The organism is Enterococcus sp. PLH-Efm8 (assembly GCF_053011625.1).
The window spans coordinates 125761-149414 of record NZ_CP172569.1; the positions used below are offsets into that span (position 1 = coordinate 125761).

21 protein-coding genes and 3 pseudogenes are annotated in these 23654 nt (G+C 35.4%); 12 read left to right on the forward strand and 12 right to left on the reverse strand.

Annotated features, from left to right (window positions below; all coding sequences use genetic code 11):
• Window positions 1–5 precede the first annotated feature (5 nt).
• From ACIFUW_RS14535 to ACIFUW_RS14575, 9 genes and pseudogenes are all read left to right on the forward strand, one after another.
• Window positions 6–878: a carbohydrate ABC transporter permease gene (locus tag ACIFUW_RS14535; protein ID WP_002290370.1), complete on the forward strand. Its 873-nt coding sequence runs from the start codon at window positions 6–8 to the stop codon at window positions 876–878.
• An 11-nt stretch (window positions 879–889) separates the two neighbouring features.
• On the forward strand, window positions 890–1720 hold the full coding sequence (locus ACIFUW_RS14540; RefSeq protein WP_002290368.1) for a carbohydrate ABC transporter permease: 831 nt from the start codon (window positions 890–892) through the stop codon (window positions 1718–1720).
• A gap of 39 nt (window positions 1721–1759) precedes the next feature.
• On the forward strand, window positions 1760–3943 hold the full coding sequence (locus ACIFUW_RS14545; RefSeq protein ID WP_002290367.1) for an alpha-galactosidase: 2184 nt from the start codon (window positions 1760–1762) through the stop codon (window positions 3941–3943).
• A 60-nt stretch (window positions 3944–4003) separates the two neighbouring features.
• On the forward strand, window positions 4004–5224 hold the full coding sequence (locus ACIFUW_RS14550) for an alpha-amylase family glycosyl hydrolase (protein WP_002342361.1): 1221 nt from the start codon (window positions 4004–4006) through the stop codon (window positions 5222–5224).
• Window positions 5221–6681 (forward strand): sucrose phosphorylase, encoded by a 1461-nt coding sequence (gene gtfA / locus ACIFUW_RS14555; RefSeq protein ID WP_002335326.1) that lies wholly within the window; start codon window positions 5221–5223, stop codon window positions 6679–6681. The genes ACIFUW_RS14550 and gtfA overlap by 4 nt, the downstream gene beginning before the upstream one ends.
• Window positions 6682–6757: 76 nt before the next feature.
• Window positions 6758–7864: pseudogene (locus tag ACIFUW_RS14560) on the forward strand (IS4 family transposase).
• A gap of 321 nt (window positions 7865–8185) precedes the next feature.
• Window positions 8186–8395, forward strand: coding sequence for a DUF3173 domain-containing protein (locus ACIFUW_RS14565; protein WP_002290357.1), 210 nt, complete (start codon window positions 8186–8188; stop codon window positions 8393–8395).
• Complete coding sequence (locus tag ACIFUW_RS14570) at window positions 8388–8537, forward strand: hypothetical protein (protein ID WP_002290356.1); 150 nt, start codon at window positions 8388–8390, stop codon at window positions 8535–8537. Before ACIFUW_RS14565 ends, ACIFUW_RS14570 begins: the two co-directional genes overlap by 8 nt.
• Before the next feature lie 153 nt (window positions 8538–8690).
• A pseudogene (locus tag ACIFUW_RS14575) lies at window positions 8691–9461 on the forward strand (site-specific integrase); the annotation flags it as partial.
• A 178-nt stretch (window positions 9462–9639) separates the two neighbouring features.
• On the opposite strand, the gene xerS reads toward ACIFUW_RS14575, so the two are convergent.
• Both xerS and ACIFUW_RS14585 read right to left on the reverse strand, forming a co-directional pair.
• On the reverse strand, window positions 9640–10725 hold the full coding sequence (gene xerS, locus ACIFUW_RS14580; RefSeq protein WP_002290352.1) for a tyrosine recombinase XerS: 1086 nt from the start codon (window positions 10723–10725) through the stop codon (window positions 9640–9642).
• A 153-nt stretch (window positions 10726–10878) separates the two neighbouring features.
• Window positions 10879–11838 (reverse strand): IS30 family transposase, encoded by a 960-nt coding sequence (locus tag ACIFUW_RS14585; RefSeq protein WP_002303350.1) that lies wholly within the window; start codon window positions 11836–11838, stop codon window positions 10879–10881.
• A gap of 286 nt (window positions 11839–12124) precedes the next feature.
• On the opposite strand from ACIFUW_RS14585, the gene ACIFUW_RS14590 reads away from it, so the two are divergent.
• Window positions 12125–12358, forward strand: coding sequence for an addiction module antitoxin (locus ACIFUW_RS14590; RefSeq protein WP_002290351.1), 234 nt, complete (start codon window positions 12125–12127; stop codon window positions 12356–12358).
• A complete protein-coding gene (locus ACIFUW_RS14595; RefSeq protein ID WP_002329899.1) occupies window positions 12355–12762 on the forward strand; it encodes a type II toxin-antitoxin system death-on-curing family toxin in 408 nt (135 codons plus the stop codon). Before ACIFUW_RS14590 ends, ACIFUW_RS14595 begins: the two co-directional genes overlap by 4 nt.
• A gap of 450 nt (window positions 12763–13212) precedes the next feature.
• Here the strand turns inward: ACIFUW_RS14595 and ACIFUW_RS14600 are convergent, their stop codons facing one another.
• Window positions 13213–13722, reverse strand: coding sequence for a hypothetical protein (locus ACIFUW_RS14600; protein WP_002295345.1), 510 nt, complete (start codon window positions 13720–13722; stop codon window positions 13213–13215).
• A gap of 115 nt (window positions 13723–13837) precedes the next feature.
• Between ACIFUW_RS14600 and ACIFUW_RS14605 the strand changes: the two genes are divergently transcribed.
• Window positions 13838–15000 (forward strand): IS3 family transposase gene (locus ACIFUW_RS14605; protein ID WP_127824108.1). Its coding sequence is split into 2 segments (ribosomal slippage): window positions 13838–14114 and window positions 14114–15000, totalling 1164 coding nucleotides; the frame shifts between segments, so codons are not numbered across the junction.
• A gap of 471 nt (window positions 15001–15471) precedes the next feature.
• Here the strand turns inward: ACIFUW_RS14605 and ACIFUW_RS14610 are convergent.
• From ACIFUW_RS14610 to lacA, 9 genes and pseudogenes are all read right to left on the reverse strand, one after another.
• Window positions 15472–16371 (reverse strand): aldose 1-epimerase family protein, encoded by a 900-nt coding sequence (locus tag ACIFUW_RS14610; protein ID WP_002333402.1) that lies wholly within the window; start codon window positions 16369–16371, stop codon window positions 15472–15474.
• Between the two features lie 20 nt (window positions 16372–16391).
• Window positions 16392–16665 (reverse strand): annotated as a pseudogene (locus tag ACIFUW_RS14615) (DUF3884 family protein).
• Window positions 16666–16687: 22 nt separating this feature from the next.
• Window positions 16688–18094: a 6-phospho-beta-galactosidase gene (gene lacG, locus ACIFUW_RS14620; protein WP_002333401.1), complete on the reverse strand. Its 1407-nt coding sequence runs from the start codon at window positions 18092–18094 to the stop codon at window positions 16688–16690.
• 141 nt (window positions 18095–18235) lie between these two features.
• Entirely contained in the window at window positions 18236–19942 is a 1707-nt protein-coding gene (locus ACIFUW_RS14625; protein WP_002290549.1) for a lactose-specific PTS transporter subunit EIIC, read from the reverse strand.
• Window positions 19942–20259: a PTS lactose/cellobiose transporter subunit IIA gene (locus ACIFUW_RS14630; protein ID WP_002290550.1), complete on the reverse strand. Its 318-nt coding sequence runs from the start codon at window positions 20257–20259 to the stop codon at window positions 19942–19944. Before ACIFUW_RS14630 ends, ACIFUW_RS14625 begins: the two co-directional genes overlap by 1 nt.
• Before the next feature lie 27 nt (window positions 20260–20286).
• Window positions 20287–21267, reverse strand: coding sequence for a tagatose-bisphosphate aldolase (gene lacD / locus ACIFUW_RS14635; RefSeq protein WP_002290551.1), 981 nt, complete (start codon window positions 21265–21267; stop codon window positions 20287–20289).
• A gap of 2 nt (window positions 21268–21269) precedes the next feature.
• Window positions 21270–22202: a tagatose-6-phosphate kinase gene (gene lacC, locus ACIFUW_RS14640; protein ID WP_002290553.1), complete on the reverse strand. Its 933-nt coding sequence runs from the start codon at window positions 22200–22202 to the stop codon at window positions 21270–21272.
• Between the two features lie 10 nt (window positions 22203–22212).
• Window positions 22213–22728, reverse strand: a complete 516-nt coding sequence (gene lacB, locus ACIFUW_RS14645; RefSeq protein ID WP_002290554.1) for a galactose-6-phosphate isomerase subunit LacB — start codon at window positions 22726–22728, stop codon at window positions 22213–22215.
• A 16-nt stretch (window positions 22729–22744) separates the two neighbouring features.
• A complete protein-coding gene (gene lacA, locus ACIFUW_RS14650; RefSeq protein WP_002290555.1) occupies window positions 22745–23170 on the reverse strand; it encodes a galactose-6-phosphate isomerase subunit LacA in 426 nt (141 codons plus the stop codon).
• Window positions 23171–23654: the final 484 nt, after the last annotated feature.

Below are 23654 nucleotides of genomic sequence, written 5' to 3' on the forward strand. Positions count from 1 at the left end.
ATAAAATGAAAATAAAAGAAATTTTAAATCGTTACTGGGCAATCATTTTTGTAGCAATTCCAATTATTTTGCAGATGATTTTTTTCTACTTTCCAATGGTTCAAGGTGCTTTTTACAGTTTAACTAATTGGACTGGTCTGACTTATAATTTTGATTTTGTGGGTTTGAACAATTATAAGATTCTTTTTTCTGATCCGAAGTTTATCAAATCGATTGGCTTCACTTTAATTGTGACGCTTTGCATGATTGCTGGACAAATTGGTTTTGGTATTTTGATTGCGCGGGCGTTGAACGCAAATATTAAAGGGAAAACATTCTTTAGAGCATGGTTCTTTTTTCCAGCGGTCTTATCGGGCGTGGTTGTTTCTTTAGTATTTAAACAAATTTTTAACTATGGTTTACCAAAAATTGGTAGTATGTTAGGCATTGAATTTTTACAAACCAGTCTTTTAGGAACAACATGGGGAGCGATTTTTGCAGTAATTTTTGTTTTACTTTGGCAAGGAATTGCCATGCCAGTCATCATTTTCTTAGCGGGTTTTCAAAGTATTCCACAAGAAATTATTGAAGCTGCTAGAATGGATGGGGCGAATGATAAGCAAATTTTTTGGAATATTGAAATCACCTACTTATTACCAAGTATTTCAATGGTATTTATTATGGCATTAAAAGGTGGCTTAACAGCATTTGATCAAATTTTTGCTTTAACTGGTGGTGGACCAAGCGATGCCACAACATCTTTGGGGTTACTTGTTTATAATTATGCTTTTAAAAACAATCAGTTTGGTTATGCGAATGCTATTGCTTTAGTCTTATTTATCTTAATTGGGATTGTTTCACTGGCACAATTAAAATTATCGAAAAAATTTGAAATCTAGGAGGTTTCCCAATGAAAACATCAAAAGAAAAAAATATTTCTAAATACTTGCTTTTATTATTAGGGGGCTTCATGATTTTAGTTCCCTTAGTTTCAACGCTATTCGGTTCATTTAAAACAACACCCGATATTATGAATAATTTCTTTCGTTTTCCTAATCCAGCGACTTTGGAAAATTTCCGAAGATTGTTAGCGGATGGAATTGGTCATTACTTTTGGAATTCGGCAATCATCACAATCATTGCAGTAGTTGCTGTGACAGCAATTATTCCTATGGCTGCTTATTCACTAGCAAGAAAAATGACTCGTGGGAAAGCATACGGATTGATGTATTTATTTTTAATTTTAGGAATTTTTGTTCCTTTCCAAGTAATTATGATTCCGATTACCGTTATGATGAGTAAAATTGGTTTAGCAAATATGTGGGGATTAATCTTACTCTATCTCACTTATGCCGTACCACAGACACTATTTTTATATGTTGGTTTTATTAAACTAAATGTGCCTATCAGTCTGGATGAGGCTGCTGAAATTGATGGGGCTAGTCACTTTACAACTTATTTCAAAATTGTTTTCCCAATGTTAAAACCAATGCATGCGACGACTATTATTCTTAATGCTCTATGGTTTTGGAATGATTTCATGCTACCATTATTAATTTTAAATCGTGATTCTAATATGTGGACACTACCATTGTTTCAATATAATTATACGGGACAATATTTTAACGACTATGGTCCAAGTTTTGCTTCCTATACAGTAGGAATTGTCACGATTACACTAGTTTATCTTGCTTTCCAAAGAAGTATTATAGCTGGAATGAGCAATGGAGCAGTGAAATAACCAATAAATTATTCTCATTATAAAGGAGTTCATAAACTTATGATTATATTTGACAATCACACACAAACATTTCATTTACAAAATAAAAAAATTAGCTATCTATTAGGAATCGAAGAAAATAATTATTTAACGCATCTTTATTTTGGAAAAAAGATTACGCACTATTCTGGTGGGTATCGCTACCCCCGAACAGATCGTTCCTTCTCACCCAACAATGCAAATGCGCAAGATCGTTTATTATCTTTAGACACATTACCATTAGAATTTCCAGGATATGGACATGGTGATTTTAGAGAACCGGCGCATAATATTAAATTAGGAAACGGTAGTCGTGTAAATGATTTTCGTTATGATAGCTACGAAATTCAAAAAGGAAAGCCCAGCTTAGCGGGATTGCCAGCCTTATATACGGAAGATGATGATGAAGCTGAAACGCTGATTATTCAATTGAAAGACGCGATTAGTGGATTGACTTTACAGTTGTTCTACACAATTTATCAAAATCACAGTGTAATTATTCGTTCTACGCAATTAGTAAATAATAGTGATGAAACAGTGGAGATTAACCGCTTAGCTAGTCAATCAATTGATTTTCCAAATCGTCCACTCGAGTTAATTCATTTAAATGGTACCTGGGCAAGAGAACGTCAAATGACTAGAGAAAAAATTCATACAGGGATAAAAGTATTAGATAGTAAACGCGGATCAAGCAGCCATCAACAAAATCCGTTTGTTGCTTTAGTAGATGCCAAAACAGATGAATTTCAAGGAGAGGCATATGGATTTAATTTAGTTTATAGCGGTAATCACGAAACGGTGATTCAAAAAGATCCATTTGACCAAACACGGGTCATTATGGGAATTAATTCATTTAATTTTGGTTGGCAACTAAAAACTGGCGACTCATTTCAAACGCCAGAAGTCGTGATGGTTTATAGTAATGAAGGTCTGAATACGTTATCACAGACGTATCATGAATTGTATAATCACCGTTTAATTCGTGGAAACTATCGTTTAAAAGAACGTCCCACGTTAATCAACAACTGGGAAGCAACGTATTTTGATTTTAACGAAGAAAAAATCATGAATATTGTCGATGATGCGAAGAACTTGGGCATTGAAATGTTTGTTTTAGATGATGGTTGGTTTGGCGGTCGTGAAAATGACTTCACTTCATTAGGTGATTGGGTTGAAACAGAAGGCAAACTTGCTTGTGGTTTGGAAAATTTAGCCAAGCAAGTGCATGATAACGGGATGAAATTTGGGATTTGGTTTGAACCGGAAATGATTTCTGAAGATAGTGAACTATTTCGAGCACATCCAGATTGGGCATTGGGTATTCCAGGTCGTGACCGCTCAATTAGTCGAAATCAATATGTTCTTGATTTTTCAAGACAAGATGTTCGTGATAATATCTATCAACAAATGACGGCGATTTTTGATCGTGTACCGATTGATTATGTGAAGTGGGATATGAATCGAAATATGACAGAAGTCTATTCTGTCTTGTTGGACTCAACGATGCAAGGTGAAGTGGCTCATCGTTATATGTTAGGGTTATATGAATTTTTAGAAAAGTTAACAACGAATTATCCAACTATTTTATTTGAAAGTTGTTCGGGTGGAGGCGGTCGTTTTGATGCAGGTTTCTTGTATTACATGCCACAAACTTGGACGAGCGACAATACCGATGCCGTGGCTCGTCTGAAAATTCAATATGGAACCAGCTTAGTGTATCCAATTTCAAGTATGGGTGCGCATGTTTCAGCAGTCCCAAATCATCAAACAGGAAGAGAAACGAGTTTAACTATTCGTGGCAATGCTGCGATGGCTGGTGTTTTTGGTTATGAGCTAGATCTAACGCAATTAACTTCTGAAGAAAAAGCAGAAATTAAAGAACAAGTTGCCTTTTATAAAAAGCATCGCCAACTTTTGCAATATGGAACTTTTTATCGCTTGGAAAGTCCGTTTGAAGGCAATGATACTGCATGGATGTTTGTCTCAAAAGACCAAACAGAAGCCATGGTCTTTTATTTCCGAGTATTAGCAGAAGCTGCGCATCCATTAGTCACATTGAAATTAGCAGGATTAGCAGAAGAAGCAACTTATCAAATGGAAGATGTAACATTTGCTGGCGATGAATTGATGAATCTCGGTTTTTATATTGACTCAGAACTACATGGTGATTATGCGACACAACGCTTTTATTTGAAACAGATATAGTAGCTTGAATTTACAATATAAGTGCAACACCAAAAGAGACTCATTCCAAACGAAGAAAATATGTTTTATTTACACGCATTTACTAAAAAGCAGCCTGATTTGAATTGGGAAAATGAAGAAGTACGTGAAGAAATCTATGCAATGATTAACTATTGGTTAGATAAAGGACTAGGCGGATTTAGAATCGATGCGATATTAAACATCAAAAAAAAACTAGAGTATGGCATCTTTGAATCTGATGGAGAAGATGGGTTAGCCTTCATTGGGCCCTGGATTCTTAATCAGTCGGGCATTGAAGTGTGGTTAAAAGAAATGAGAGAGCGGACATTTAAACCACATAATAGTATGACGGTAGCAGAAGCCGATGTTCCTAATGAACGTTTAGATGAATATATTGGTGAAGATGGCTATTATTCGATGGTTTTTGATTTTAGTTATACGGATATTGATGTACCTGAAACTGGTGAATGGTTTAAAGATAGCCAATGGACATGGACGGATATGCGTACCAATATTTTTACGAATCAATTAGTTACGCAAGATAAAGGTTGGGGCGCCTTATATTTAGAAAACCACGATCAACCACGTTCAATTAATAAATATATTCCAGAAGAATGGATCAATGATTATAGTAAAAAAATGTTGGCGACGCTTTTTATGTTACTAAGAGGTACCCCTTTTATTTATCAAGGACAAGAACTAGGAATGACCAACATAGAAATGGCATCATTAGAAGATTTTGATGATGTAGCTACGCATTCTCAGTATAAACGGGCATTAGAATATGGATTGGCACCAGAGCAAGCATTGAAAGCTGTCAATAAACGAAGTCGGGATAATTCTCGCACACCTATGCAATGGAATACGCAAAAAAATGCCAGATTCTCAACTTCTGATAATGTATGGTTAAAAGTAAATCCTAATTATCCAGAACTCAATGCAGAAGCTCAGTTAACCAATCAACAGTCGGTATTCAATTATTATCATCAATTAATTAAATTAAGAAAAAATAGTGTATACAAAGACGTGCTAATCTACGGACAATTTCTACCAGTGAAAGATAAAAATGAACATATTTTGCTTTATGAACGCCAATTAGAAGATAAAATCGTATTAGTTATCTTAAACGTTACAGCAACAGAACAAGAATATTATGTAGATGAACAGTACCAACAAGTATTAATCAATAATTATGAAGATGTTTTATTAGATCAAAGTCGAAAATTGCGTTTACGACCGTTTGAAAGTATTGTATTAGCTAATTATGGAGGACAATTATGAAAATTAAAAACGAAGCAATGCTCATCACCTATGCAGATAGTTTAGGAAAAAACATGGGCGAATTAAAACAAGTCTTAGACAAACATTTACAAGGTGTTATTGGTGGTGTACATCTGTTGCCTTTTTTTCCATCGACAGGTGATCGAGGCTTTGCGCCGAGTGATTATACGACAGTTGATCCAGCTCTTGGAACATGGGAAGATGTGGAAGCATTAGGTGAAGATTATTATTTGATGTTTGATTTTATGATTAATCACATTTCTCGTGAATCAAAATTTTTCCAAGATTTCAAAAAAAACCATGAGCAGTCACCATACAAAGAAATGTTTATCCGTATTCATGAATTTTTCCCAGAAAATCGACCAACACAAGAAGATATTGATTTAATCTACAAGCGTAAAGACAAAGCGCCGTTTCAAACGGTAGAATTTGCGGATGGTACGACAGAAGAGGTTTGGAATACCTTTGGGGAAGAACAAATTGATTTAGATGTGACCAAAGAAGTTGTGAAAGAATTTATTCGAGAAACCATCAAAGATATGGCGAACCATGGCTGTTCTTTAATTCGATTAGATGCGTTTGCTTATGCGATTAAAAAATTAGATACCAATGATTTCTTCGTGGAACCAGATATTTGGGAACTTTTAGACGAAGTGCGTCAAGAAGCAGCGAAATATGACGTCGAATTATTACCAGAAATCCATGAGCATTATTCCATTCAAATGAAAATTGCCAATCATGATTATTATATCTATGACTTCGCCTTGCCAATGGTCACTCTGTATTCACTTTATAGTGGAAAATCAGAACGTTTAGCCAATTGGTTGAAAATGAGTCCGATGAAGCAGTTTACAACATTGGATACGCATGATGGAATTGGTGTTGTGGACGCTCGTGATTTATTAACAGATGAAGAATTGGATTACACCTCTGAGGAATTGTATAAAGTCGGGGCGAATGTGAAGAAGGTCTATTCAAGTGCCAATTACAATAATTTAGATATTTATCAAATTAACAGCACCTATTATAGTGCATTAGGCGATAATGACCGTAGCTATCTGTTAGCACGTGCGATTCAAGTATTTGCGCCAGGGATTCCACAAATTTATTACGTTGGGTTATTAGCAGGAAAAAATGATATTGAACTGTTGGAAGCAACGAAAGAAGGGCGTAATATTAATCGTCATTACTATGATTTAGCCGAAATTGAAGAAGAAGTGCAACGGCCAGTGATTCAACAATTATTTGCACTTTTAAAATTTAGAAATGAATCTGCGGCGTTTGATTTGGATGGAACGATTGAAGTAGCAACGCCATCAGAATCAGAAATAGTGATTACACGTAAAAATAAAAACGGTAGTGATAGTGCAACATTAACGGCTAACTTGGATACGAAAGAATTTATCATTGAGTCTAAAGATATAAAAATTTTCACTAGTGTTGCATTAAAATTTTAACCTATTCCATAGAACAAAAAATCCTTTATACTAGCACTTGGATGACTTATCCAAGACCAATAAAAAGGACTCATACATGGATAAGTATAAAACAAATACAGCATTTAATAAATGGTTTTCTGCCATAAAATTAGGAAAACTTTCTGTCAACTCCCAAAAATGTATTTTTGATTACAATTCGTATCGTAAAAAACTGTCTTTTGAAGCTGTGCTCAAGCTCTTTCTCTACGCAGTTAATGAAGAAAAAGAAAGTTTGCGTGATTTGAGTACAGCTCTTATCGACCGATCGCTCCAACTAGAAACCGATGTGTCATCGATTAGTCATACCCAATTGTCTCGAGCATTTAATGCACTTGAACCTAAAGTGTTAGAAGAAATTTTTCAACAACTGTTAGAAAAAGTTCAACATCAAATCAAACCAACCAAGCGAAATCATCTGTATCTGATTGATTCCAGTACGTTTTCGCTTAGTTTAAAACGTCATAAGTGGGCGACTTTCCGTCAAACAAAATCAGGTGTCAAGTTACACTTAAACTATTGTTATATGGACGATACTACGATGTATCCAACTGATTTTACCTTAACAAATGCCCATGAACATGATCTCAATCAACTACCAGTATTGGTGAATCAACCAGAGGCAACTTACGTGTTTGATCGTGGGTATTAGGACTTTGAAAAGATGGATCAGATGCATTGGGATGGCTATTTCTTCGTCACTCGGATTAAAAAAAACACCAAAGTTCACGTGATAGATACTCTGGAAACATCGCCAGAAACAGAAATTCTACGAGACGAGCTGGTTCGTTTAGGATCTAAAACCTATCTAACCGCCAATTTCCGACTAGTCACTGTTCAAGATAAGAACGGACGTGTGTTTCAATTTATCACCAATCGAATGGACGTCTCTTCAAAAGAAATCTCTGATATGTATCACGCTCGTTGGCAAATCGAATTGTTTTTCAAGCACATCAAACAACACATGACCATTAAAACCTTCTTTTCTCAAAGTGAAAAAGGCGTGCAGAATCAATTGATTTTAACGATGATTTCCGCTCTCCTCACGTTTCTCATCAAATTGGAGACGAAAACGGAAAAATCAGTGTTCCAAATCAAACGATTCTTTCGTTATTTACTGTTTCAGCCCTTTGAATGTTGTCTAGAAAAATTAATTCCCACATGAGAAAAAAGAAATTTGGCTCGTTACTTTTGGTTTTCAGTTGAATAACAGATAAAAAATTTTCTGGAAAAAGTCATCCTCTGCGTCAGCACAGTTTTTTTTGACTTATTTTCAGAGGAAATAGTTTTCAGAATATTCTAAAATGTTTTATGCAACACTAGTGATATTTTTTAGAATTAGATTTCTAATGTGCATTTTTTGAGTATTAAGGAGCAAGTATACAAAGATTTATAAAGCTGATTAAATTTGAATAAAAATATGCAGGAACGCTACTATTTTTAGTAGTGTTCTTTTTTATATTTGAATAAAAAATGTGGTGGTTAAATGGTGGTTATAACAAAAAATGAATTAATGAAATTAGGTTATGGGAAGTATCAGTCTGAGAGAATCATACGACAGGCAAAAGCAATTATGGTTTCAAAAAGCTATACCTATTACGAAAATAGAAGATTAGGACTAGTACCTGTTGAATCTGTAGAAGAAGTTTTAGGTATGAAGATAGAGGTAGAGGAGGATTTTCAGAATCATGGTTAATTTTAAAAAAGATAAAAATGGGAAATATCATTTTACTGCTAGTTTGGGATTCGACAAACGAACAGGGAAAAGAGTACAAAAAAACGTAGAGGGGTTAAAACAGTTAAAGAAGAAAAAAAGCGTATACCGAACTTGTTTCTAATTATGGAAAAGAAGCAGAAACTTCTCAAAGTACTATGTTGTTTGAGGAGTTTTTTTATAAATTATTCCTACCTTATTATCAAGGGAAAGTAGAAGAAAGAACATATAAAAATCGGTTATCTACAATCAAAAAAACTTTTCTTATTTCTTTAAAATGGAGTTAAGAGAAATACGTCCAATTGACATTCAAAAGTGGCAAAATAATTTATTGAGCAAATATAAAAATTCTTATGTAAGAAACATGTATGGGATTTTTCAGATGTCATTAGATCGAGCAGTTGTTTTGGGACTACTTGAAAAAAATCCTGCAAAAGTTATTGGAAATGTGAAGAAAAGGAAAACTACAGTTGATTTTTGGACAAAAGAAGAATTTACAAAAGTTATTTCAACTTTTTATATTGATGATTTGTACCAACATTTTGGTTTTATTTGTATGTGGTTACTTTTTATGACCGTTATGCGTTTGGGAGAAGCCACTGCATTAACTTGGAAAGATATTGATTTTGAAAATAAAAACTTGCGTGTGAATAAAACACTCTATTATAAGAGAGCCAAAACCTATGAGTTTGTAGAACCCGAAACGGCTTCTAGTATTCGTACAATCGAACTAGACGACAATACAATTACCTTTTTAAAAGCTTGGAAGGAGCGTCAAGTTTCAATAGGAGGCATGTCGTTTGTACTTTCTTATAATGGAACACCTACTCAGAAATATACAATCCGTCATATTATGAGAAGACATGCAACGATCGTTGGTGTTCATATAATCCGCATACACGGATTAAGGCATAGTCATGCTTCTTTGCTTATATCACAATAAAAAGATGCACTTCGAATTAAAGAAAGGTTAAAACATGCTGATGTACAAACGACTTTAGGAACTTATGGTCATTTGTATCTAAATTCATTGAGAGAGATAACAAATGATCCCACAGATTATATCCAAACTAATTTTTCTAAAATCAAACCGACACCTATTTACGATAATAAAAAATAAATGATAAACAAAAGTAGGATCACACCAAAAGAAACACACTAGAAAAACTATAATACAGGCTTTTCTAGCGTGTTGTTTCTTATTTCCGCCTATTTATACATTATACTCATAAAGCATTTAATGCATCGATCGTAGCCGCATTGTCTATATGGGTATATAAAGTTGTTGTATTGGTACTTGAATGTCCCAATTGTTGGGCAGTTAATACCAATGAATTTGTCTGTTGGTAGAGTCTAGTAGCTAATGTATGACGCAGTTTGTGAGGGCTGACTTGAATTCTAAAGCCTTTTGAATATTTTGCTACCATCCGTTCGATTGCAATACCGGATATACGCTTGGCTTCTCCTTGGTAAATTGCTAGAAATAAAGCTTTTTCGTTTTCTGTTACTTTATATCGTTCTTTCCGAATAGCTAGATAATTAGCTAAATATTCCATTGCGAATGCTGCTATATTGACAGCATCTCTTTTATTTCCTTTTCTAGTTACTACCACATTATTCTTATCTAAAGATAGGTCATCTAAATTAATATTTATAACCTCGGAGAGTCTCAATCCAGATCCTAAAATCAGTGCATTGATCGCCAGGTCTCTTTCTACATCTCGTTGATAATAGATCAAAGCTCGTTTACTCAAAGTATTTTTATATTCATTGGCAATATAATCTAGATAATTTTGTGTATCCTTATCTAGAAATAATTTTTTCTCAATGGCATTGGCACGTGCAGCTAACGTAGTTTTATCTGTGATGGTTGCTACTTGATCCATAGGATTATTGTCTAAGTATGGTTTTCCTAGAGGATTATTGGAACTTTTCGAAAGATATTTAAATAGAACCTTTAATGCCGTGATATTTCTATTGATAGTAGAAGTAGATAGACCTAAGTTATTATTATCTTTGAGCTTAGTTTTTGTTGTCTCTTTTTTTACATTTTCTTTTGTGCGACGTTTCAAATGAGATTTGTACAAGTTTAGGTCATAGGCAGTTAACTGTCTTATCGAGGTGATAGAAGTATCAGGAACGATAGACTCACTCAGAAGCCATTCATAAAAGAGCTTATAATTTTTTAGATATTCTAAAGTGGTTCGAGGTGATTGATCTTTATCCTCACGATCTTGAACAAAATCTTTTATATAATCGGGCATATGAAGTATGATTGTATCTATTTTTTGATATATTTCTGTATTTTTCATGTCATTCATCCTTTCAATAAGTAGGGGAGAAGAGTATCTCTATAATTGGACTATACCAATTATAGAATGTTTTGTCAATTGGTATGCTCTAAAATTTATTAATTTGTTTCAAAAAAAGCATATAAACAGGTATACGTTTAATAATTTCGTTTGTCAAATTAAGTTAGACAAATCATCTTTTGTGACGTAACTCAAAAATACTTCCATTGGTGTCCGATAGTGTAATGATTTTCTAGGAATATGATTTCGTTTCGATGCCACCGATTGGATAAAGGTTTCAGATACACCATTAAAATCCATAGCTTTATACAAACCATCTTTACGTAATAAGCCATTTGAATGTTCATTCAATCCTCGTTGAGAAGGTGTTCCTGGATCCGCAAAATAAATTGAAATATCGTTGGTATTACTAATCTTTTTCCAATTTGAGAATTCTTTTCCACAATCAAATGTGATGGATTTAAATAAGTTTTTTGGGACACAACGAAACCATTGATTCAGCCTATTTTCAATGTCTTTAGCCTGTCTGCCTTCGGGTTTCAAGGTAATGATGACTTTAGATAGCCGTTCAACTAATGTGATGACCGCGCTTTTATGTTTTCCACCCACGATAGTGTCACCTTCCAGGTGACCAAATTCATGATCAAACTGGGTATAGTCTGTCTTTCTGTCTCGGATTGACCGGCGAAACCCTTGTTTTCCTCTTTTTTCTTTATGACCGTTTGGTTTTCTTTTTCCCTTCATTGGTAAATCGTGAGTGTCAAAGGTTTTATCTTTAAACATTCGATACAGTGTGCGTACCGAACAAGCAATAGGAAACTCTGCTCGACCAATAAGGACATCAGGAGCCCACCCTTGAACAACCTTTTTTTGAATGTATTCCTGTTGCTCATCAGGTAAAACAATCGGATGTCTTCCGCAGTTACGTTTGTTTTTCTTATATTGTTTATAGTAGCTCATTGCGCTTCCACCAGATTTAAGAAAACGATAGACCTTATAAATAGTTTGTCGAGAACGTTGTAACAGATTGGCTACTTTTGAAACAGGTTGTGATTGATTGAAATAAGCTTCTATCATTACGAGTTCAGTTGGTGTAAGATGGTTATAGGTCATTTGTACTCACTCCTTATAATTCTTTCGTCGGAACTATTTTGAGTGTAGCACAAATGACTTTTTTTAGTTGTCTAGCTTAATTTTACAATCGGCGTAATTTAAAATAAATGGTATACATAAATAGGGAAGGAAATAGAAGGGAGCAATCTAAATTTTTTGAATTTTCTTAATTAATTATATAGAAAGAACAATCTTTCTATAGAGTTAGACATGAGAGGGACTATGCTTGATTTAAAATCAACAAGCGTATATACTGTATATACAAAGAAAAAGGAGGGAGAAGACTATGGCAATTAAAGAAAGAAAATTTAGGGAAGTGGGGAACTCAGTAGTATTAACTATTTCAAAGGAGTTTCTTAAAGAAAATGGGTTAAATCCCGGAGATACGGTTTTTTTAGATGAAGAAAAACTTCGAGCGGCAATTACAAAAAAACAAGCCTTATCTGATGAAATTGATTTAGCAATATCTCAAGCATTAACTGAATATGATACTACTTTTAGAGAGCTTGTCGATAAATGAGTATTCATTACCTAGAAGCCAAAGATATTATAAAAATGAATGTAATCCAAATAAAAAAATACTCTCCTAATGAACCCCTTGGTGTAAAGGATGCGAATGCTTTAGAAATGTGTGTAGGGCAACTTCGAGCCTCAGCTTTTGGTGAAGAGGTTTATCCTTCGATTTATGAAAAAGCAGCTATCCTACTTATACAATTGATAAAGAAACATCCTTTTCACAATGCAAATAAACGTACTGCTTTCTTAGCTACTTTTGTCTTTTTGAAAATCAATGGACAGCTTTTAGCTATTGATCAAAAAGATGCTGTAAATTTAGCGGTATATATTGCTACGTATGATAAGGATTTCGATCAACTAAAATATGAAGTGATCAACACTATAAAGACACATACGCAGCCCATTTAAGGAGTTACTGTATGTGTCTTTATAGGGTTATTAGCTGCTATAGCGAAATAATTGAAGTAAATTACAAATAGCTATAATTCAAATCCAACTATATAGAAAACGTAAATTTTCTATATACTTGGATATGCTGGAATGTTTAAGAGAATAATTACATTTCTAGAAAATACAATAAAAATTACAGGATAATTAGCCATATCCTACCTCCTCTAGCAGTTGCTCAAAAGTTAGCACTAAGTAACTTCTTTTTTGTTGCTGGTAACAATTTATCAATACTAAAATAGCGTTTAAGTATCTAATAAATACTAATTTTAAAGCTCTTAATTATTATGAAACACGATATAACAATATTGCTATATCGTGCTATTGTAATATTATACATTTGAAGACAGCGTATTCTTGTTCTAATATCAGGAATTTTTTATAAATATCAGTCATATTAAGACTCAAAATTTATTGGTATGTTCCTCTGTATAGAGTTTGACCGTCTACCATTATATAGCAATTATTATCATTGTTGTCTTGCACCAATATACCGTTAAGGGTAGCACTAGGAGTAGTAACAATCACTGGAAACTCATGAGAAAGCTCGGTCATTTTTCCTGTTCTGCTAGAATCGTGTTCTATTGTCAAGCCATTTACTATAAACGTGAATACTTTACTTCCTATTGTTATAGTAGCTTTTTGAGAAACAGTTTCTGTAGCTGGAGCTGTGCTTCTTTCCGAATTTGTTAGGGTTTCACTGGATTCATTGCTATAAACAATTGTAGAGGATTCTACGGCTTCTTGAGTGTCCACGTTGGTGCTGCTAGCTTCATCTAGCTTCCTTTTGTATTGTTCGTTACTGATTGCTAAGCTTTCCCGTTGGTCATCAAGCTTATTCATTTCTGTAATGGTATAAAATAATCCTCCTGCTAGTGCTATATTAACAACTAAACTAACCGCAAATAATACCTTTTTCATTCTTCCTTCTCTTCTTTCTCTTTTTGTAATTCCTTACTTTTGGATAGGCTACAATTAACTAGACAGAAAAATTAAGGTGTGTAGACTAGAAGAAAACATACCAGGAGGAATTTTTATGTCTAAGAGAACACGAAGAACTTTTTCACAAGAATTCAAGCAACAAATCGTCAATCTTTACTTAGATGGAAAGCCACGTGTAGAAATCATTCGAGAATATGAACTAACGGCTTCAGCATTTGACAAATGGGTAAAGCAATCTAAAACGAGTGGTTCATTCAAAGAAAAAGATAATCTTACGCCTGAACAAAAAGAATTGTTAGAACTACGTAAAAGAAACCAGCAATTAGAAATGGAAAATGATATTTTAAAGCAAGCAGCGCTGATATTCGGACGAAGAGACAAGTAATCGATGCGAATAAGCATCTTTACCCTATATCAGCGATGTGCAGAATATTAGGTCTATCACGTCAGTCCTATTATTATCAATCAAAACCAAAGAAAGACGAATCAGAACTTGAAGAAGTAGTCGCTGAAGAATTTATCCGCAGCCGAAAGGCCTACGGCTCAAGAAAAATAAAAAAAGCCTTATCAAAACGAGGCATTCAGATCAGCCGACGAAAAATTAGTAGAATCATGAAAAATAGAGGATTAAAATCGAGCTATACTGTTGCTTATTTTAAAGTACATCATTCTACTTGCAATGAAGCCAAAACGACAAACGTATTGAATCGTAAATTCTTAAGAGACAACCCATTAGAAGCGATCGTAACAGACTTGACTTATGTACGAGTCGGGAAAAAATGGAATTATGTCTGTTTCATTTTGGATCTGTTCAATCGAGAAATTCTCGGCTATTCTTGTGGAGAACATAAAGATGCCGTTCTAGTAAAAAAAGCATTTAGCCGTATCAAACAACCTCTGACAGAGGTTGAGATTTTTCATACTGATCGTGGAAAAGAGTTTGATAACCAAGCTATTGATGAATTATTAACAACTTTTGACATCAATCGATCATTGAGTCATAAAGGCTGTCCTTTTGATAATGCCGTAGCTGAATCAACTTATAAGTCGTTGAAAGTAGAATTTGTCTATCAATACACATTTGAAACCTTACAACAATTGGATTTGGAGTTATTTGACTATGTCAATTGGTGGAACCACCTTCGGTTGCACGGTACACTTGGCTACGAGACACCGGTTGGTTACCGTAACCAGAGATTGGCGCAGCGAATCCTTGATAATGAGCTCGGATGTGCTAACGCTAGCGAGGCAGTCTAACTTTAACTGTTAGCTCCTGCCGAAGATCGTCACATCCGAGGAGGCTCATTGTCAAGGACAATCGGAATAGCATACGGAAAGAAGTTCTGCACCTTATAAAATTTGTCAAAAAAACTGTTGCCATTCCAAAACGCTATATTTAAGATTTCAAACAACTATATTAATAGGAAGAAAATTTCATTTTTCCTCTTAGTTCTATAAAAAGTGTGGCTAATTTGAGGCAAAATATTAAATTAAATTTGCCACAAATTAATGGCTCCACTATTATTTTAAATCAAGAAGTAGTAAATAATCTTATTTTTTACTACCAGACTGTCTTTAGATATTAGCTTTTCGTCACCCACTACAGTTGACATAGACCCACAAAAAACTTAAAAACCTTGCGATGTAAGACTGGCACGGAGAAGACCAATCTATCATCACAAGGTAAGAGTATTCAAATCTTATTGAAGACTCAAATAATAACAAATTTTAATTAAGGATAGTAATATCATAGATTTTTCTAGAAGTTTCTTGAGGTGAAATTTTCGTTACCTGTCTTTTATCTTCTAAGAAATTACCTTCTTCAAGTGAAGTGGAGAGACCACTCCAAGGTTCCAAAGCAATGAATGGACTTTTATTAGTTGTAGACCACAGAATCAAGTTCGGAAAATCATCAAAATCTACTCGAAGACCTTTACCAGACTTCCTTGACCGAAGCGTTACGCTACGAGACTTGAGCTGGTCAAGTGTAATGGCATCATGGGAAAAAAGTGAGTAGTCCAAATCGAGAATTTTTTGATTTTCCAAAAAAGGTGTCCGATCTTGCAAATCTAATAATCCTGTCTCAGGAAAACTCTTTGGTATCGAGCAAGACTCAACCTCACTAAATTCAATATAATAATCCTCATAGTTTTCACCTTCTACTAAAGAACTATTGAATGCTGGATGGGCTCCAATAAAGTAAGGCATTGTTTTTTCCATTTCCAAGTTCGTTACCTGAAATTCGGTTCTAATTGATTTACCATTCAAGGTATAAACAACTCTCAGTTCAAACTGATATAGGTAATTATCAAGCATCTCAGCATTTGGTTTAATACTAAAGGTCACGCTATTATCATTGACTTCTTCCAGAATAAATTCTTCTTTTCGAACAAAACCATGTCTACGAATAAGACCTGTAAAAAAAGGTCTTTCTTGAGGTCTATAAATAGCCCAATCATTTCGTAAACTACCACAGATAGGAAATAGAATAGGCGCCTGTCCATTCCAATAATTTGGATCAGCTTGCCAGAGATACTCTATCCCATCCTCGTCTTTAATCGAAGTCAGTTGACCACCAAGTGTTTTAAACTGAACAGTAAGATACTCGTTTTTTAATTCGATAGTCACAACTAATTCCTTTCTTTTTATTATTGGAAAGGCAAATAATTTACCTCGAAGTGAATAGTCTCACGTATTTCTACATCGAGTGATTGTAAAAATTCCCATTCAAATGCTGATAACTCTAAATCAGAATGGCAAATCCACTCTTTTCCAGTTAAAACATACCATTTACCACATTTTAGCAACGAGGGTAGCTTCAAGCTCAGGAATCATAGGACAATCTTCGAAACTAACAATATATACCTTTTCAAAGCCTGGTCTAAATAAGTGTTGTACTTTTTCTAAAGTATCGGATAACAATTTTTTACATTTTCAAGTAATATTACTCTATCACTTGAGTTTCTGCTACTTTCTTATACCAATGAGCTGATTTCTTAGGATAGCGTTCTTGCGTGTCAAAGTCTACATAGAATAGTCCATAACGTTTTTCGTATCCGTTTGACCATGAGAAGACATCCATAAGTGACCAGATGAAGTAACCTTTAACATTTGCACCATCCGCAATTGCGTCTGATAAAACTTCCAAGTGTTTCTTCACGTAATCAATACGACCATCATCATAAACGGTATTATCTACAAACTCATCTTTGTATCCAAGACCGTTTTCAGTGATGTAAATCTTCTTGTAGTTTGGATAATCATTTTTCAATCGCATGATTTGGTCATACAAGCCTTCAGGATAAATAATCCAGTCCCAATCCGTTCTAGGCACATAATCTGGTGCGATTCGGCGACCAACACCTTTAATCTGGTACTTAGAACTTCCTTTTTCACCCTTACCATTGTGAATGATTTCAGTCTCACCATCAAAGGCTTGCATCCAATCACTCATGTAGTAGTTGATACCAAGGAAATCGTTCAAATCTTTAGCTGCTTCAAGTGCTTGGAAGTCTTCATCACGAAGATCAAGTTCTCCACCATTTTCAGCTAGGATGTGGTTGACCCCTTCCATCGTTTTATCTGAATAGTGTCCAAGGTAGGTTGCATCCAAGATAAATTTGTTATGGATGATATCTTCTAACTCAGCGGCACGAACATCTGCTGGATTTTCTGGATCATAAGGGTATTTGGTTGGCAACGCATGTACTACACCAATTTCGCCTTTATAACCTTTATCTTTATACAATTTCACAGCACGTGCATGAGAAACCATCATATTGTGGTGTGATTGGAAGACTTTGGCAAGATCATATTGAATGCCTGGAGGGAATTTACCAACCAAGTATTGACCATCTCCAATTGGGCCAATTTCATTGAAAGTTGTCCAGTAGTTTACTTCTGGGAACTCTTCAAAACAGAAAGCGGCATAATCTACAAAGTGTTCTATATTTTCGCGGTTTAAGAAATCTCCATCTGAGTGAAGAACTTCTGGTGTGTCAAAGTGGTGCAAAGTCACGAATGGCTCAACATGACGTTTGTGGCACTCGGCAAAAAGATTATGGTAGAATTCAACACCTTTTTCATTTACTTCGCCATAGCCAGTTGGGAAAATACGAGACCAGGCAATTGAAATACGAATACCATTAACGCCATATTTTTCAGCTAATTCTAAATCAACAGGATATTTATGGTAAAAATCACTTGCAGGCTCTGCTGTGTACCAATAATTGTCTTCAAGATACTTATCCCATGCAACTGGGCCTTTACCATCCGTGTGAGTCGCACCTTCTGCTTGATAAGCAGCTGTAGCACCACCAAAAATAAAATCTTTAGGAAGTGTTTTAGTCATAACTATAAATCCTTTCAAAAAAAGCATTTGAGACGATATTCTGAGTTCCGGAAACCAAGGAAATGAAATGCAATGATATGGTTAACAATATTATAAGGAACTGAAAGAATAATCTCGTCTCAAATAACTTTTACAAATTTATTAATCAAACTGTTGTTGAACAAATGCAAGAGCACCTTGTCCATCACGTGTCAATTTGATATATTGAGCTCCTTCAGTTTTTGCAAGTTTAATGCCCAATTTATCCGTTTCAGCCTTCATATCATCGAAGTTTGAAGCGACCTGCGGAGCCAAGATAACCAAGTCAAACTCTGGCAACATTTCACGGTGAGCACCGTAACTACCCGCTGCCGCTTTGACTGGAACATTGTATTCTGCTGCTGCTTTGTTCAAGGCATTGGCAAGCAAGCCACTTGTACCTCCACCTGCACAAAGAACAAGGACATTAGTTTCTTTTGTGATATTATTGTTTGCTGCTACATCTTCTTTAGCAACGCCTGCTTTTCCAAGAACGGCATCTGCTTTAGCAGTATTGAAGTTTGCAGCTACTTTTTCTTTAAGAGCATCGTTTGTTTTACCAGAACGTTCTTCTTCAAGAATTTGTTCATCGTATACCTTAACAAATGGGTAATAAATGATAGTATCAACAACTACCAAGAGTCCGGCTAAGATAAATGATAGAACTTGGAAGTTAGTACCGAGTACAATTCCCAACGGACCAGGAGTAACCCATGGAAGGTTGGCAGAGAATGAGTTCATGTTCAATGTGTCAACAAAGAATTTAAAGATCCAAACGTTGACAATCGGAGCGAAAATGAACGGTACAAAGAAAATCGGATTCAATACGATTGGTGCACCAAATAAGATTGGCTCATTAACCCCAAAGAATGTTGGAACAACTGAGGCACGTCCGATGGCACGGTTACGTTCTGATTTACAAATCCACATGAACAAGAATGGAACAATCAATGTAGCTCCTGTTCCACCCATGGTAACAATAAACATTTGAGTACCAGAAGTGATAACTTTATCTGCATGTTGTCCAGCTTGGATAAGATGCAAGTTGGCATCGATATTGGCATAAGTGATAGCAGCGATTGCTGGTTCGACAATTGAAGGACCGTGGATACCAACAAACCAGAAGAAGGCATAAGCACCAAAGATAAGTGTAATTCCAAGGTAACCATCTGCAGCTGAGAAGAGAGGAGCAAGAAGGGTACCGATTGATTCTGCAACGGTTACACCAAGAGTTCCCTTAACAATGAGTTCAAATCCATAAAGGAGAACAACCGCTACAGTGAATGGAATCAAGTCTTTAAATACTTGAGAGATATTTGGTGGAACCTCTTCAGGCATACGAATAGTAACATTATTTTTCACACAGACCTTGTAAACATTAACTGTCACAAAGGCTGCAATAAATGCTGTCAAAAGACCTTTTGTTCCCGTGAAGGCTGTCAAGAAGCCTCCTTCTTTTGCAGGCTCAGCTGCCATCAAAAGGAACCCTACCATAGACGCTAGCATCGTAGATAAGAAGTTAATCTGATTGGTCGCAGGTAGGTCACGGTTCATTGAGTCCGTCAAAGCTTTAGCGGTAGTACCACCAACAAAGAATGCTAGGATACCCATCGAATAGCTATAAGGAGTCATCAAGAAGGTCTCAATGTCTTTTGACCAGTGGAATCCCCAAGCATTTGGGACATAGGCAATAAGGATAAAGATAGATGAGAAAAGGATGACTGGCATACCAGCGATAAATCCATCACGAATAGCACGAAGATAGATGTTTCGAGAGATTTTCTCAAAGAACGGTTTCCCTTTCTCAATAAGTTCAATGAGTTTATGCATTATTTTGCTCCTCTTTTATAAAGTTCGATGAGGTGATGAATCACATCTTTTAATAAGACAGTAGTCATTAAGTGGTCCTGACCATGCATCATGGTAACGCTGTATGGAAGTTCCTCCCCAGAAGCTTCTCGAGCCAACATAGCTGTCTGAGAATTGTGAGCCTCTGCAATACAGCTTCCTGCTTCTACTACAAGACTATCTGCCTTAGCGAAATCACCATTTTCAGCCGCTTTAAGCGCTTCTAAAAGTTTAGAGCGAGCATCTCCAGCATAAGCAACAATTTCAAACCCTAAGAGAGTCATCTCTTCTCTGTTCATAACAATATCCTCCGTTTTATGTTTTTACTATACTTTATCAGTCCATGGACTAGCTGTTTTAACAAGAACTTTGTTAAGTTCATCAATATTTTCGAATCCAGTAGTACGCAACCATTCACGTGCTGCTTTTTCACCTTCTTTGATGTAAGGTTCTACAGATCCTGCCCAAGTAGCACGTCCACAAAGCACACCATTAAACTTGGCACCTGAGTCGTGAGCAAATTGCAATGTTTCTTGGAACAATTTAGCAGATACACCTGCACTTAGGTAGATGTATGGAAGGTTAGTCGCTTCTTCTTGTGCTTTAAAGAAGTCAGCAGCTTCAGCTTTACTGTAAACCACTTCACCATCAGCAAAACCTTCGACATATTTAACGTTAACTGGTACTTCTACTTTAAGAACATCAATGTTAAAGCGTGGATCAGAGAAAACTTTCATCGCTTCAATGACTTTGCGAGGTTTCACTTTTGCATATTCAACAGAACCTGCATCTGAGATTTCTTCATCATAAGCAAGGATTTCCAAGAAGAAAGGAATATCTTCAGCGACACATTCAGAACCAACACGTTCAATATAAGCTTGTTTTTGTTGGTTAAGTTCATCTGAGCTGTCTACATCATAGTAAAGCAAGAACTTAACGGCATCAGCGCCTTGCTCTTTGATACGTTTTGCAGACCAAACATCCAAGCAGTCAGGCAAACGTTTTGTACTTGATGTATCATAACCTGTTTTTTCATAGGCAAGAAGAAGACCTGCTTCTTTATCCAATGCTTTTGTTGCTGGAAGTCCATATTCAGGGTCAAGCAACATTGAAGAAGCGTATTTTGTAAGTTCATCAGCAACCAAAACCTTTAGTTCTTCCATTTGAGCTACAGTTGGTTCTGTATCTTGATACTGTGCCATCAAACGTTTCAAAGCACCACGTTGGTCAAATGCCAAAGCTGAGATAACACCGTTTTTATCTGAAATTTTTTCCAAAGATTTGCGTTTCTGTTCTGTAAGTACCATTTTTATACCTCTTTTACTCCAATTTGTGAGTTTAGTGTTTCGTAATTAGTCATATTCACATGCCCTGTCATTGTTTCTTGAGCATTTAACATACCCAATGTCATCGCATGTTTTAATAAGTCAGCGTCACTTTTTTTACTATTTAAAGCTGATGCAATACCAGCTACCGTTGAGTCCCCTGATCCGACTGGATTAACAACTGGGATATCAGGAATATCTACCTTATAGAAAACATCACCATGTTTTGCAAAGGCACCGTTTCGACCTAATGAGACCACTATCCATTCGATACCACTAAAAAGTGACTCTTTAAGAACGTCTTTGAGTTCTTCAATATCTTTTGTTACTTCTTTTCCAAGCAACTGTGAAAGTTCCTCATTATTAGGTTTGATGGCAGTAGGTTTAGCCGACGATTTTAGAACTGTTTCAAGAGGTGCACCTGAACAATCCAAAACGACTGCTACTCCTTCATCCGAAGCAAGTTGGATAAGTTTTTCATAATAATCGTTGGGAAGTCCTGAAGGTAAACTTCCTGAAATTGTCACAACTTCTGATTGTTTAATAAGATTGCTATAGTGGTCAAGAAAGCCTTCTGCTTCTTCATGAGAAATTGTTGGTCCTTGTTCCAAAATTTCTGTTTGGTTACCCTCGTGTAAGATAGCAATACAGTTTCTAGTGTTTCCTGAGATTTTATAAAAAGCTGGACTAACAGGAGATTGTTCTAATTCGCTTTCAATAAATTCACCAATTTTACCACCTAAGAAACCTGTAGCAGTAACTTTATCACCAGATTCATACAAGACTCTAGTAACATTTAAGCCTTTTCCACCAGCTGTCTTACTAACATCTTTCACCCTATTCACTGTATCAATTTTCAATGTTTCTAGAGGATAAGAGATGTCTACTGAAGGATTTAGTGTGACTGTCAGAATCATTTGTTATACCTTAATCGTGGTAGTCACCACGGTCCCATCTTTCAAGGAATTCTGTAAAGAAATCTTCATCTGCTTGATGTGCATTATGTGTTTCAACGTGTTCGATTTTTGCAATCAATTTTTTATTTTCTTCTGTTGGTTTGTACTCAGCTTCAATGAAAGCTTCAATGATGTCATTCATAAGAAGACCACCAGTAATCTTTCCACCGAAACCGATAACATTCGCATTTAACTCTTCTTTTGCATATATAGCTGATGTCATATCACGAACCAACGCTGAGCGAACACCTGGAACTTTATTGACTGCATTGTTAATGCCGACACCTGTACCACAGATACATACTCCCAAGTCTGCTTGACCACTTACTACTGCTTCACCGACTTTTTTACCATAGATAGGGTAGTGAGTACGTGCGTGGTCATATGTCCCGAAATCAAGGACCTCATGTCCTTTTGATTTCAAGAATTCTGATACTGCCATTTTTTCATCTGTGACAATGTGGTCACATCCAATTGCGATTCTCATTCCTTAACTCCTTTTCTTAACACATTTTGTTAAGCATATCTACTCGGATTTGATGACGTCCGCCATCATATTTACCATTGACGAAACCTTTAGCGATGTTTTTAGCAAGCTCATCACCGACGATTTCAGCGCCAACCGTAATCATTCGTGAATTGTTATGTCCACGTGTCATATAAGCTGAGCGTTCATCTGAAACTTCTGCTGCAACCATACCTTTAATTTTAGTTGCTACCATGAATGGACCAGCTCCATAAGCATCAATTACAATACCTAAGTTTTGCTCATCTTTATTTACTTCAGAGGCAACTGCCAAGGTAACATCAACAAAATCTTGTCCGTCCTTAGTCACATCAATTACCTCAAAACCTTCTTCTACAAGAAAATTTTTCACAACATCTTTTAATCTCGTACCTTTGAGATCTGCACCAACAACAATAGCCATTTTGACCACCTCCTAAATTTTAGAAAGAAATGCTACGTAGAAGTAGAAAACATTTTGCAAAATGTTCGAAAAAACGTTTTCATCATTTCTTTGTTTATATAATATCAATCATTCAAACAAAAAGCAACACTTTTTTGTTTATTTTTTGTTTTTTTTATTTGTTTTCTTAAAAAATAGATAACACCGTTAAATTATTGTTCATTTTTGTTCATTTAATCCATCACAAAATGGACGTGAAATATCTATTCAAGTATTACAAAAGTCTTTTACTTTCTATAACTTACTGATTAAGAGGTCCTACTTTATTTTCGTCTTATACAAAATCTGACCTAAGCTAATATACGTCAATCCACTGTTCTTATTTCATCATCTAACATTTGTTTTTGTTTGAAATTGTTTGTTTTACCTTGAAAATATTGTCTTTTATGATACAATTAAAAGAGAATTATCTTTGGAAAAAAATTACTTTATGAAAGAAGGGTCT